General features: G+C 75.2%; 14 protein-coding genes. 8 read left to right on the top strand and 6 right to left on the bottom strand.

What is annotated here, in order from left to right:
- Positions 1-789, top strand: coding sequence for an urease accessory protein UreD (locus TR49_RS14855; RefSeq protein ID WP_236653368.1), 789 nt, complete (start codon positions 1-3; stop codon positions 787-789).
- A 27-nt stretch (positions 790-816) separates the two neighbouring features.
- On the opposite strand, the gene TR49_RS14860 is transcribed toward TR49_RS14855, so the two are convergent.
- A complete protein-coding gene (locus tag TR49_RS14860) occupies positions 817-1191 on the bottom strand; it encodes a hypothetical protein (protein ID WP_042381815.1) in 375 nt (124 codons plus the stop codon).
- A 154-nt stretch (positions 1192-1345) separates the two neighbouring features.
- Here TR49_RS14860 and TR49_RS14865 point away from each other — a divergent pair, with 154 nt between their 5' ends.
- From TR49_RS14865 to TR49_RS14880, 4 genes are read left to right on the top strand one after another with little or no spacing between them, the layout of a single operon-like run.
- On the top strand, positions 1346-2419 hold the full coding sequence (locus tag TR49_RS14865; RefSeq protein ID WP_063770094.1) for an ABC transporter ATP-binding protein: 1074 nt from the start codon (positions 1346-1348) through the stop codon (positions 2417-2419).
- A complete protein-coding gene (locus tag TR49_RS14870) occupies positions 2416-3189 on the top strand; it encodes an ABC transporter permease (RefSeq protein WP_042381816.1) in 774 nt (257 codons plus the stop codon). The genes TR49_RS14865 and TR49_RS14870 overlap by 4 nt, the downstream gene beginning before the upstream one ends.
- 17 nt (positions 3190-3206) lie before the next feature.
- Positions 3207-4403: a sensor histidine kinase gene (locus tag TR49_RS14875; RefSeq protein WP_152627271.1), complete on the top strand. Its 1197-nt coding sequence runs from the start codon at positions 3207-3209 to the stop codon at positions 4401-4403.
- Positions 4400-5053 (top strand): response regulator transcription factor, encoded by a 654-nt coding sequence (locus TR49_RS14880; RefSeq protein WP_042381817.1) that lies wholly within the window; start codon positions 4400-4402, stop codon positions 5051-5053. Before TR49_RS14875 ends, TR49_RS14880 begins: the two co-directional genes overlap by 4 nt.
- 79 nt (positions 5054-5132) lie before the next feature.
- Here the strand turns inward: TR49_RS14880 and TR49_RS14885 are convergent, their stop codons facing one another.
- The 4 genes from TR49_RS14885 to TR49_RS14900 all read right to left on the bottom strand — a co-directional run bounded on the left by TR49_RS14885 (position 5133) and on the right by TR49_RS14900 (position 8745).
- Positions 5133-5486, bottom strand: a complete 354-nt coding sequence (locus TR49_RS14885; protein ID WP_042382036.1) for a VOC family protein — start codon at positions 5484-5486, stop codon at positions 5133-5135.
- 52 nt (positions 5487-5538) lie between these two features.
- Positions 5539-6045, bottom strand: a complete 507-nt coding sequence (locus tag TR49_RS14890) for a DUF6817 domain-containing protein (protein WP_042382038.1) — start codon at positions 6043-6045, stop codon at positions 5539-5541.
- 63 nt (positions 6046-6108) lie between these two features.
- A complete protein-coding gene (locus TR49_RS14895) occupies positions 6109-7329 on the bottom strand; it encodes a cytochrome P450 family protein (protein WP_042381818.1) in 1221 nt (406 codons plus the stop codon).
- A 231-nt stretch (positions 7330-7560) separates the two neighbouring features.
- Positions 7561-8745, bottom strand: coding sequence for a M48 family metalloprotease (locus TR49_RS14900; protein WP_042381820.1), 1185 nt, complete (start codon positions 8743-8745; stop codon positions 7561-7563).
- A gap of 62 nt (positions 8746-8807) precedes the next feature.
- On the opposite strand from TR49_RS14900, the gene TR49_RS14905 reads away from it, so the two are divergent.
- The 3 genes from TR49_RS14905 (at position 8808) to TR49_RS14915 (ending at position 11587) form a co-directional block, all read left to right on the top strand.
- Complete coding sequence (locus TR49_RS14905) at positions 8808-9398, top strand: hypothetical protein (RefSeq protein ID WP_042381823.1); 591 nt, start codon at positions 8808-8810, stop codon at positions 9396-9398.
- A gap of 159 nt (positions 9399-9557) precedes the next feature.
- Positions 9558-10739 (top strand): XdhC family protein, encoded by a 1182-nt coding sequence (locus tag TR49_RS14910; protein ID WP_042381825.1) that lies wholly within the window; start codon positions 9558-9560, stop codon positions 10737-10739.
- A gap of 2 nt (positions 10740-10741) precedes the next feature.
- Complete coding sequence (locus TR49_RS14915; RefSeq protein WP_042381826.1) at positions 10742-11587, top strand: SRPBCC family protein; 846 nt, start codon at positions 10742-10744, stop codon at positions 11585-11587.
- A gap of 33 nt (positions 11588-11620) precedes the next feature.
- On the opposite strand, the gene TR49_RS14920 is transcribed toward TR49_RS14915, so the two are convergent.
- Positions 11621-12734, bottom strand: a 1114-nt coding sequence (locus tag TR49_RS14920; RefSeq protein ID WP_052434304.1) for a DUF6777 domain-containing protein, incomplete at its 5' end; no start/stop codon positions are given.

Here is a 12734-nt window from a genome sequence, read left to right on the forward strand (position 1 = left end):
GTGAGCCGCCTGAGCGCCGTCGCCCGGATCCGCGCGGCCGCGGACGGGCGCGGCAGCACGGCCCTGCGGGAGCTGACCGGGGACGGCCCGCTCGCGCTGCGCCGCAGCCGCCACCCGGACGACGACGGCGCGGCGCACGTCGTCCTCGTCGGCGCGATGGCCGCGCCGCTCGGCGGCGACCGACTGCGGGTCGAGGCCGTGGTGGAGCCCGGGGCGCGGCTGCTGGTCACCAGCGCCGCCGCGACGGTGAGCCTGCCGGGGCGTGTTCCGGCGCCCGCGCACTACGAGCTGGACCTGAGCGTCGGCGCGGACGCCGAACTGGTGTGGCGGCCCGAGCCGGTGATCGCGGCGGCCGGGAGCGTGCTGCGTCTGTGGACCCGCGTGCGTCTCGCCCCGGGCGCGCGCCTGCACCTGCGCGAGGAGCAGGTCCTCGGCCGCCACGACGAGCCGCCGGGCCGTCTCACTTCGCGCCTGACGGTCCGCCAGGGGGAACGGCTCGTCCTCGACCAGTCGACGGACGTCGGCGCGGGCGCGCCGTCGGGCTGGGACGGCCCGGCCGTCCTCGGCTGCCGCCGTGCGCTGGGTCAGCTGCTCACGACGACACGGCCGCTGTCGGTGCCCGCACCGACGACCGGGCTCGCGGTCGACACGGCCGTCGACGCGGCGGCGTTCCCCCTGGGCGACGGTCTGACGCTGCTCACGGCCGTGGCCACGGATGCGGCGGGCGTCCGCGCGGCGCTCTCCCCGCGCGGCGGACCTGACGGACGTGCGGCTCCGCCCCCGGGGTGACGTTGTGCGGGACGGTAGGCGTGTGGCTCAGTGCTCGCGGAAGCCGCCGAGGAAGCGGCGGAAGAGGCCGCCCTCGCGGGGCAGCGGAGCGGCGGGCGGCGGAGCGGTGGCCCGCTCCGTGGCGATGGGCTGGTCGTAGTCCGCGCGGGCGATCGCGTCGATGGTCTGGTCGACGTCGAAGTCCTCGGAGCCCGCGATGGCGGGCACGAAGCCGACCAGCATCCCGTCCCGCATGACCTGCGCCTCGAGGCTGATGGTGTCGTCGGTGTCCCAGAGGGCCTCCCGGCCGTCGGGCAGCACCACCCGCACGCCGATCTGGTACACGCCCTCGCGGGCCAGGTGGGCGTTGACGCCGCGCTCCCGCAGCGCGTCCACGACTCGAAGCGCTCGGTTCTCTTCCATGGGCCCACCATAACGGGACAGATCGACTGCTCCCCTCAGAAAAGGCTGAGAATCCCCGGCGTAGTCCGCCTACATCCCCGGGAGTAGGCCCGAGTCGCGACGACGCATCCGGTGTCCGACGCGGCACGGGGGCGCTGCGGCGGACGATCGGGGCATGGAGACAGCCATCGCCCTGGACGGGGCAACCAAGCGCTTCGGCGAGCTGACCGCCGTCGACGGCCTGAGCCTGACGATCGGGCGCGGCGCGACCGTCGCACTGCTGGGTGCGAACGGCGCGGGGAAGAGCACCACCGTGGCGATGCTGATGGGCCTGCTGCCGCCCGACGAGGGCGAGGTCACGGTCGCCGGGCGCGCGCCGCGCCAGGCCGTCGTGGAGGGCACGATCGCGGCGATGCTGCAGGACAGCGGGCTGATGCCGGGCGTCACGGCGGCCGAGCTGGTCCGGCTGGCGCGCCGGATGTATCCCGCGCCGCTGCGGGTGGAGGAGGCGCTGGAGCTGGCCGGGTTGCGCGACCAGGCCCGGCGGCGGGTGGACCGGATGTCCGGCGGTCAGGTGCAGCGGCTGAAGTTCGCGCTGGTCGCCGTCGCCGGAGCGGACACGATGCTGCTCGACGAGCCGACCCGGGCCCTGGACGTGCAGGGCCGACGCGAGTTCTGGTCGGCGATGCGCAACTGCGCGGCCGCCGGCCGGACGATCGTCTTCGCCACCCACTACCTCGACGAGGTCGAGGAGAACGCCGAGCGCGTCGTCGTCATGGCGCGTGGCCGCGTCGTCGCCGACGGCACGCCCGCACGGATCCGGGAGGCGGGCGGCCGCGCCGTCGTGCGGTTCCGCGTCCCGGCAGGGGAGACGCTCCCGACGCTGCCCGGCGAGGTCGTGCGCGAGCACGGCTGGGCCACCGTCCGGTCCGCGACGCCCGACGAGGTCGTACGCCGCCTGGCCGCCTCCGACGCCGACTGGTGCGACCTGAGGGTCTCCCCGCCGAGCCTGGACGACTCCTTCCTCGCCCTGACCGGCGCCGGCCCGGCCGCGCAGGACGGCTCCGCCCCGCACGGCACTCCACCTGCACAGGGGACCCCGGCCGACCGGAGAATCGCCGCCGCGTCCTCCGCGCCGCAGGCCGACTCGATCGCCCGAACCGAATCCGCTCAGACCCAAGCCGCGAAGACCCAAGCCGCCCGGGCCGAATCCGCCCGGACCGCTCCCGAGGAGGCGCGGGTCCGATGACGTTCCACCTCTTCCGCCTCGAATGCGTGCGGATGCTGCGCGACCCGCGCTACCTCGCCCTCGGCGTGGTCACCCCGATCGGCTTCTACCTGCTGTTCGCCACCATCTTCGGCGGCGACCCGACCCGGCCCGGCGAGCTGAAGGGCACCGTGGAGATCATGGTCGCGATGGCCGCCTACGGCGCGATCTGGGGTGCGCTGTCCGCCACCGGTCCGCGGCTCGCGCACGAGCGCAGCAGCGGCTGGCTGGAACAGCTGCGGTCCATGCCGGTGACGGTGCGTCAACTGCTGGTCGCGAAGCTGGCGGCCGGGCTCGCGGTCGCGCTGCCCGCGCTCGTCCTGGTGTGCGTCACCGCGGCCGCAGCGAAGGACGTCCGGCTGGAGGCGTGGCAGTGGGCCGCGCTGGTGCCCGCCATGTGGCTGGGCACGCTGCCGTTCGCGCTGCTCGGCGTCGTCGTCGGCCTGCTGGTCGGCCCGGAGGCGGCGTTCCCGCTGAGCTACGGCCTGTACATGGCCGCCTCCGCCCTCGGCGGCCTGTGGGTGCCGCCGGCCCGGCTCTCCGCGCCGCTGCAGGACGTCGCGCACGCCCTGCCGACCTACCGGCTGGCCGACCTCGGCTGGCGCATCGCCGCCGGGCACGCGCCCACCTGGGCCGACGTCGCGGTGCTGGCGGCGTGGAGTGCGGGATTCGTGGCGCTCGCCGTCCTCGCGCAGGGCAGGGGGCCGAGGCGGGCCCGGACCGGCGCGGCCTCTGCCGCGACGGCCGGCTGACCACCTACGCTGCCACCGTGGTCACCGCCTGGCTGATCAGGACCCGCGAGGGGCTGCTCACCGCCGACCCGTCCATCGTGCCGAGCGCGGCGGACGGGCTCGTCGTCGGCCTTGTCGCGGCCTTCGCCTGCTTCGGCGTCTGGGCGGAGCTGCACTTCGCCACCCGCCCCTCCCCCTGGGCGCCCGGCGCCTACCTGCTGGTGCTTGCGGCCGCCGTGCCGCTGCTGTGGCGCAGGCGGCGGCCGCTGCTGGCGGCCGTGCTGTGCCTGGCCGCCGTCACCGTCTACCACCTGGCCGGGTACCCGGGATTCGCTCCGGCCGTCCTCGCCTTCCTCGCCTGCGCGAGCCTCGGGCTCTCCTGCGAACGGCACGGGCTCCGGTACGGGCTGCTGGCCACGGTCTGGCTGTGGGCGGTGCCGACCCTGCCGCCTCACTCGCTGCCCTTCTACGCGCTCGACGTGTCGATGCCCGCGCTCTCCTTCGGCGCCACCACGGTCGTCGCCCACTCCGCGCGCCGCCGCCGTCTCGAACACGACGCCCGGCTGCGCGAGGAGGCCGCCGCCTCCGAGGAGCGGCTCGGCCGCCGTCTGGCCGAGGAGCGCCTGCGGATCGCCCGCGAGTTGCACGACGTGCTGGCGCACACCATCTCGGTGGTGGCCGTCCAGAGCAACGTCGCCCTCGACGCGTTGGCCGCCGCGCCGCCGGACACGGACGACGCCCGCGAGGCGATGCTGCTCGTGCGCGGCGCGGCGCGTCAGGCGATGCCCGAGCTCCGCGCCGCACTGGACCTGCTGCGCGGCCAGGCGGGCGCCGCCGACGGCCGCCCGCAGCCGGGTCTCGGTCAACTCGCTCAGCTCGCCGACCAGTTCCGCGAGAGCGGCCTTGCGGTCGAGCTGCGGGTGCCGGACGCGGCCGGAGCGCTGGCGCCACTGGTGCAACTCACCGTCTACCGGATCGCCCAGGAGGCGCTGACCAACACCCTGCGCCACGCGCAGGCCCGTCATGCCGTCGTCACCGTGACGCGGGAAGGCGACGCCCTCGTGCTGCGGGTCGCCGACGACGGGGTGGGAGACACCGCCCCGAGAGCTCCCGGAGGCTTCGGCCTGTTGGGCATGAGGGAGCGGGCCGAGTCGCTCGGCGGTCGCGTCGAAGCCGGACCGCGGCCGGACGGCGGCTGGCTGGTCCACGCCGAACTACCTTGGGAGAGTGCGTGATCCGCGTCCTGATCGCCGACGACCAGGCTCTGGTCCGAGCGGGCTTCCACTCGCTGCTGGCCCGTGCGGACGACATCGAGGTCGTCGGCGAGGCGGTGGACGGCCGCGACGCCGTCGCCCAGACCGCCCGGCTGCGCCCGGACGTGGTGCTGATGGACGTGCGGATGCCGCTCCTGGACGGCATCGCCGCCACCGAACAGATCGTCGCGGACCCGCACATGGCCGCGACACGGGTCATCGTGGTGACCACCTTCGAGCTCGACGAGTACATCCACCGAGCCCTGCGCGCGGGAGCCAGCGGCTTCCTGCTGAAGGACCTCGATCCGGACGAACTGCGGCGCGCCGTCCGCGTGGTGGCCGCAGGGGAGGCACTGCTCGCACCGAGCGTCACCCGCCGCCTCATCGGCGCCTTCACCCGCCGCGGCGCGGCTCTGCCGCCCGGGCTCGCAGCCGCGGGCGCGGGCTTGACCGAGCGCGAACGGGAGGTCGTCGCCCTGGTGGGCCGGGGCCTCAGCAACGAGGAGATCGCCGCCGCGCTTGTCATCTCCCCGGCCACGGCCAAGACCCACGTCTCGCACGCGATGACCAAGCTGGGCGCCCGCGACCGCGCCCAACTCGTCGTCTTCGCCTACGAGACGGGCCTGGTCTGAGCCGTGAGCCCGTGAGCCGTGACCCGTGAGCCCGCGCATCCTCAGCGGTTCGGCCCCCCGGCGCGAGGCCGGGACCGGCTCACTGGTGCCGCGGGCCGAGGACGCAGAACTCGTTGCCTTCGGGATCGGCCAGAACGACCCACGGCTGGTCCCCCTGGCCGATGTCGACGCGCTGCGCGCCGTGCGCGAGCAGACGTTCGACCTCCGCGGCCTGGTCATCGGGCCTGAAGTCGAGATGCAGGCGGCTCTTGGCCTTCCTGGTCTCCTCGATCCGGACGAAGTCCAGCCCCGGCATGCGGTCCGGCTCCTGACGGATCTCGAACTCGTCGTCGGAGGAGTGGACGACGACCCAACCGAGAGCAGTGGCCCACCACTGTCCGAGAGCCACCGGATCCACCGCGTGGACGATTACCTGCTCCCATTCCAAGGTCATCCGCCGAGCATAGGCCCGCCGCTCCCGCACGTCGATCACATTTCTCCGGCGTTCAGCCCAGGACGGCGCGACAGTGCTCCCAGGCGGGCCCGGACAGCAACGGCCGCCAGCGGGTGAACAGTTCGAGCAGGGCGGGGCCGAAGCGGGCGCGCATCTCCGGGCTGACGGCGGCGATGTCGAGCTCGTTGGCGGCCGTCAGTTCGGCGAAGTCGCGGCGCTGCCGGACCGTCGGACGGGTCACGACGCCGGTGAAGCGGTCGGTGAACCCGCCGTCGTCCGTGGCGAGGGAGGGGTAGGAGGCCTTGCGGTCGCAGGAGGCGTAGAAGTGGACCAGCGCCTCGGCCTCCTCCCCGACGGCGTCCACGAGTTCGGCGCGCCGGTTCAGCGGCAGCAGGGCGACGGGGAAGCCGTCGGTGCCGTAGAAGGCGTGGCACAGCCCGGCGGAGACCAGCGCCGGGCGAGCGCCCCAGGAGGCCAGCAGGCCGCTGACGCGGCCGAGATGGGCCAGCAGGGTGCCGCCGGGGTGGTCCATGGTCTCCGCGCCCGCCGAGCGCAGCATGGCCAGGGCCTGCTCGGTCACTCCGGGGCCTCCTTCCTTCGCGTCGCGAGGCTCTTCGTCGGCTCAGTACGTCACGGGCAGCTCGACCAGGCCGCGCGCCCGCATCGAGGGCCGTCGGCGCAGCCCGGGCTCCGGGACGGCCAGCGCAAGCCGGGGGAAGCGGGTCAGCAGGGCGTCGAGGGCGATCTCGGTCTCGAGGCGGGCCAGCGGCGCGCCCAGGCAGTAGTGGATGCCGTGGCCGAGAGCGAGCTGGCCCGTCGCCGGACGGTCGAGGAGGAGACGGTCCGGATCGGGGAAACGCTCCGGGTCGCGGTGGGCGGAGGCGATCGAGAGCAGGACCGTCTCCCCGGCCGGGACGGTGACGCCACCGAAGTCGACGTCCTCGCGCGGGAAGCGTCGGATCGCGAGGGGCGCGGGCGTGTCGAACCGCATCAGCTCGTCCACGGCCGTCGCGAGGAGGTTCCGGTCGGCGCGCAGGGCCGCCAGCTGGTCGGGATGGGCGAGCAGTGCCACGACCGCGTTGCCGATGAGCTGGACGGTGTTCTCGTAACCCGCGAAGAGGATCAGGAAGGCGAGCGAGAGCAGCTCGTCCTCGCTGAGGCGCCGGCCCTCGTCGCGGGCCGCGATCATGGCGGAGAGCAGGTCGTCCTCGGGCTGCCTGCGCTTGCCCGCGATCAGGTCGGTCAGGTAGCCGAGCATGCTGCCGACGGCGGCCCTGGCGAGCTCCGGACGGGACGGGTCCGGGGCGACGAGGGCGTCGGTCCAGCTGCGGAAGTCGCGCCGCTCCGACGCCGGGACGCCGAGCAGGTCGCAGATCACCGCGATCGGCAGCGGCGCGGCGTACGCGGCAACGAGGTCGGCGGGTCCTTCCGCCGGAAGTGCGTCGAGCAGGAGGTCGGCGGTGCGGCGGACCGGGTCGCGCAGCCGCTCGACGCGCTGCGGGGTGAACGCCTGGGAGACCAGCCGCCGGATGCGGGTGTGGTCGGGCGGGTCCATGTTGAGCAGGTTCGCGTCCAGCGCGGGCGGAAGCTGCATGCCCGCGTAGTTGCCGGGCAGCGCGTGCCGCTTGTCGAGCGAAAGCCGGGCGTCCGCGAGCCCCCGGCGCACGTCCTCGTACCGGGTGACGAGCCAGGCGGGTCGTCCGTCTGTTCCCGCGATCCGGTGCGCGGGGCCCTCCTCCCGCAGCCGGGCGTACGCCGCGTGGGGGTCGACGGCCAACTGCGCGGCGATGTCCGCTGCCTGGTCGGCGGGTGCCTGTGGCCCGGCGGGCGCGTGGGATGACATGGGCACAGCCTAGTGCCGAGCCCGCCGGCGTCTGCCTGCCGCGACGCCTGGCACGCACTCCCCCAGCCTTCGGTCGGGGGTGCCCCACAACGCCGCGGCCGGCCGGGCAAGGGGTGGCGGGTGCGGCAGGAGCCACCGGCACGAGGGGCGACCGCTGGTCGCTGCCCCCGGCGGAGCCGGGCGGCCGCACGCGGGGCCGGGGACGCCGGTCAAGAGCCCGGGCCCGCCTGCTCACTGACTGCCGGTCGGCGAGAGCCGGGGCGGGTCGGGCAGGCCGTGGGTGCGGGCCCAGGCGCGGGCCTGGGCGATGCGGGCGACGGTCGGCGGGTGGCTGGCGAAGAGCGTGACGGCCAGCGGGTGCGGCGCGAGGTCGGCGATGTTGAGGACCGCGAGGCGGCGCTGCATCGCCACGACGGTCTCCGGAGCACGCGTCAGATCGAGCGCGTAGGCATCGGCGCGGGCCTCGACCTGGCGGCTGCGGGCGTTGTAGAGCGGTCCGGCCAGCGCGCCCCCGACCGTCCCGAGGGCCATCACCAGCGCCAGCGAACGCGGGTCGGACGCGTGCGTGACGCCTGCGGCGGTCAGCAGCGGCGACCAGTGCAGCGCGGCGGCGAGGACGCACACCGCGGCGGCCGCCCCGAGTGCCCCGACCAGAGTCCCGTACAGGACGTCGCGCCGTGCGGCGTGGCCGAGTTCGTGCGCGGCGACGGCGGCGACCTCCTCCGGGGCGGCCTGCTCGACGGTGGTGTCCCAGACCACCACGCGCCGGGTGCGGCCGATGCCGGAGACGTAGGCGTTGACCGCGCTGGTGCGCTTGGAGGCGTCGCTGACCACGATGTCGCGCACCCGCACCCCCGACGCGTCGACCATCTCCGTCAGCGCGCCGCGCAGCGGACCGTCGGCCAGCGGGGTGAAGCGGTTGAACAGCGGCTCGACGAGCACGGGCAGCAGGAACGACAGCGCGACCACCAGCCCGGCCGCGCCGACCGCGGCGACCACCCACCACGTCCCCGGCAGCCACCGCATCAGCCCGTAGAACACCACGGCCACGGCCGCGAACAGCGCCGCGCCGATGCCGAAGCCCTTGCCCGCGTCGGCGGCGTAGAGCCGCCACGACCGGCGGGACAGCCCCCAGCGACGGTTCACGATCTCGGCCCGCAGCGACAGCGGCAGTTCCAGCAGCAGCATCACCAGCTGCAGGGCGACGGCGCCCAGGGCGGCGGTCGCGATCCAGCCCCCGCCGCCGAGCAGCCCGGCCGCGCGGACCAGTCCGGCGCCCAGCGGGGTGAACCCGAGCACGACGGGTACGGCGAGCCCGAGCGCCATCGACCCGTACCGCAGCGGCGTCACCTCGCGCTTGCGGGCCAGGGAACGCGCGATCTCGGCCGGGGTGAAGTCGTCCTCGAGAGCTGGCATGGGACCTAGTGTGGGGGAACCGGGAGTCGACGAACCGCACTCACGCACGCGAGGGAGCCGTCATGGACCTGCACAACCCCGCGCCCGTCACCGTGGACCAGGTGGTGCACGCCTTGTCGGTGCTGGGCCAGGAGGTCGTCGCGGACCCGGAGTACCGCCCCGACGGCCCGACCGAGGACGACCTGCCGGAGCTGCTGGGCGGCCTGCTCGGCCGCGTCGAGTTCGAAGTGGCGACGCTGGTGGACCCGGCGGACGAGCCCCCGAGCGCCCTCTCCGACCTCCAGGAGGGCTGGCGCACCGAGAGCGACAACCCGGAGGTGTACCGGGCGGTCCTGGTGAACCGGCTGCAGCGCTCCGCGTTCGACATCAGCGCGGCGCTCGGCGAGGACACCGCGGACGAGGTGGGCGACCTCGGCGACGTGGAGCTGGACGACGAGGACGACGAGGCGGGTCCGCCCGGGGTGGCCGGCGCGGCCGCGTGCGCGCTGGGCGCGGCGGACCTGCTGGCCGCGCAGGCCGCGGTGGACCAGGGCCGCGCCCGCCAGGCCGTTCGCGCACTCGACTCCGTCGAGGGCTTCCTCGCCCAGGCGCTGCTCACCGTGCACCTGCTCCGCCTCCAGCTGCGCGCGGAGGAGGAGAGCGAGGAGGACTGAGGAAGAGGACTGAGGAAGAGGAGCAGCAGACACGGGCGCGGCCGCCGGGGGTCCCCGCAGGCGGCCGGGGGCACGGGCGATCTAGGGTGGGGGTACGGCGGGATTCCTGCCGTTTCGGGTGCCTGTTGCGCCTGGCCGCCGTGGCGAGAGGAGCGGCTGATGCGTGAGATCCTGCCCGCGCTGCGGCGCTGGTACGGGGCGGGCGAGACGTTCGGGCTGGCGACGGTCGTCGGGGTGACCCGCAGCGCTCCGCGCGCCCCCGGCGCCGCCATGGCCGTCGGGCCGGACGACGAGGTGGTCGGCAGCGTCTCCGGCGGCTGCGTCGAGGGTGCGGTGTTCGAGCTGGCGCAGGAGGTCGTCCGCACCGGCCGGCCCCAGCTCGCGAGCTTCGGCTACAGCGACGACGACGCCTTCGCCGTCGGGCTGACCTGCGGCGGGGAGATCACCCTGCTGGTCCGCCCGGTCTCCGCCGCGCACGACCCGGCGTTCGGCGCGGTGGCGGCCTCGGTCGCCGGGCAGACGCCCGTCGCGCTGGCCACGGTCCTGGACGCCCCGGAGGGCTCCGCAGCCGCGGCCACCGCCGCGATCGGCGCGGTCCGGGCCGTCTGGCCGGACCGGACCGAGGGCTCGCTCGGGACGGAGGGGCTGGACGCCGCCGTCACGGCCGACGCGCGCGGCGAGCTGGCCCAGGGCGTGACCGCCCAGCGCCACTACGGTCCGCACGGCGAGCGGCGGATGGACCAGGTCACCGTCTTCCTGCAGTCCTTCGCTCCCCCGCCGCGCCTGCTGGTCTTCGGCGCGATCGACTTCGCCGCTGCCGTCGCCGACCTCGGCGCGTTCCTCGGCTACCGGGTGACGGTCTGCGACGCCCGCCCGGTCTTCGCCACGGCCCGGCGGTTCCCGCCGCAGGTCGAGGTGGTCGTCGACTGGCCGCACCGCTTCCTGGCCGCGACGGAGGTGCACCGCTCGACGGTGATCTGCGTCCTCACCCACGACCCCAAGTTCGACGTTCCGGTCCTGGAGGTCGCGCTGCGCACCCCCGCGGCGTACATCGGCGTCATGGGCAGCCGCCGCACCCACGAGGACCGGCTCGCGCGGCTGCGCGAGGCCGGCGTCGACGAGGCGTCGCTCGCACGACTCCGGGCGCCCATCGGCCTCGACCTCGGCGCGCGCACGCCGGAGGAGGTGGCCGTCTCCATCGCGGCGGAGATCGTCTCGACCCGCTGGGGCGGCACCGGCGCCGCGCTCTCCGCCATCACCGGGGCCGTGCACGGCCCCGACCCGCAGGGGGCGTCCGGCGCGAGCGCACCCGCGATCTCGCCCGCGCACACACGGAGCTGACCATGCGGCTGCACCACGACATGACCGTGCCCGCCCCCGCCGACGAGGTCTGGCGTGCGCTGGGCGAGATCGAGGACATCGCCCCCTGCCTGCCCGGAGCCGCGGTCGACCACGTGGACGAGGGCACCGTCTACGGCTCGATGAGCTTCAGGGTCGGGCCGATCACCGTCGCCTACCGGGGCCGGGCCGTCCTGGACGAGCGCGACGACGCGCACCACCGCATGGTCGTCCACGCCTCGGGCCGCGAACAGCGCGGCGTCGGCACGGCACAGGCCACGCTGATCGTCGAGGCCCACGAGCAGCGCCCGGGGTCGACGGAGGTGGACGTCGACACCGAACTGGCCCTCACCGGCCGCCAGGCGCAGTTCGGACGCGGCGTCATGGCCGACATCGGCGACCGCGTGATCGCGGAGTTCGCCGACCGTCTCTCGCAGCGGCTCGCCGCGAACACCGCAGGCGCGGCGGCCTTGGACGCTGCAGCGGACTCCGTGACACGCGACGGGGCCGCGGCCGAACCGGCGGGCGCGACGCGGGAAGTGACGGCGGGCGCGAGGGATGCCGCAGCGCGGGACGCGGCCACGCACGCGACTTCGGCCGAGGCGCAGGATGTGGCGCGCGCCGCGGCCGCAGCGCGGGAGGTGGACCGGGGCGAGGCAGGGGACCCAGCCGGGGCGGTCGGCGCCGGGGCTGCGCCGGTGCCGCAGGCCGGGAGTGACGAGCCGCTCGACCTCGGGCCGGTCATCACCCCGATGCTGTGGCGCGCGACGGCGTTCGTGGCCGCAGCGGCAGCCATGACCCTCCTCGCCCGCCTGATCCGCCGTCGGCTCACCTCCGACGGCGCGGGCTGACCGGCAGTCAGCCCGCCCTGTCGGAGGCGGAGCTCAGGACGGCGAGCCGGCTGTCGTGACCGTGGCCGGGCCCGACGTCGGCGGGACGCCGGTCTCGGTGCCGGCCGATTCGGACGGGGACGGGTTCAGGGGCGAAGTCGACTCCGACGGCGAGGTCGAGGCCGAGGGGGACGACGACGGCGAGCCGGAGGGCGAGCCGCTCGCGGGGCTCGAGCTCGCAGCCGACGGCGACGACCCGGACGGACAGGGCTGGGCCTGGGCCGACCCGAGCGGTGAGCCGGAACCGGATGCGACGGGAGAGCCCGACAGACACGTGCTCGACGCCGTCGCCGACCCGCCGGCCGACGCGCTCGCGGAGCCGCTCGGCCGTCCGGTCCCGATCACCGGGGCGGGAACGGTCACGTCGGTCCCGCCCCGGCTGCCGCTCGGCCGCTGGAACCAGTGGCCCGTGTTCTCGTCGTAGAGCACGAACACCTGAACCGTCGTCACCGCCGGAAGGATGACCGTCACGTTCTGCACGTTGAAGGTCGACCAGCTCGTGCCCGTGTAGGAACTGCTCGTCGTCACCACCGGAGCCAGCAGGGGGTTGCCGCAGGCGCAGCGGGCGCGCGGCGCGCCGTTCGAGTCGACCAGAACAGCGGTCCCGGCCTGCAGGACCGACTGGAAGGAGGTGGCCGCGCCGTTCGCGAATCCGTGATTGGTGACCCGGGTGTCGGTGCGCAGCAGCACGGGGGTGAGCGAGCGCAGGAACGAGTCGATCTGGTCGGTGCGGATCCCCTCGACGCCCGCCCACGCGTTGCCCTTGGCGGGGTTGGCCCGCAGGAAGGCGGACATCTGCGGGACGTCGCAGCTGGAGATGCGCTCCGTTCCGCCGTAGAGGCCCACCGCCGTCCCGGACACCGTGTGCACGCCGCCTGCGTTGGAGGTCGCGCCCGCCGGCACGGGCGCGGCGGAGTGGGAGGCCCTGGCCGTGGGCGAGGCGCTCGCGCCCGTGTGCGCCGGAGGCGTGAAGGGGTCCGGTCCGCTGGATCCGGCCGGCTGGAGCATGACCGTCTGGGCGCTGGCGGGGCGGTTGAGCAGCACGACGGTCAGCGCGACCGCCAGTCCGAGCACCACGGCCGCAGTGATCAGCAGGGAGGTGCGACGC

Source organism: Streptacidiphilus melanogenes, assembly GCF_000787835.1.
Classification (GTDB): domain Bacteria; phylum Actinomycetota; class Actinomycetes; order Streptomycetales; family Streptomycetaceae; genus Streptacidiphilus; species Streptacidiphilus melanogenes.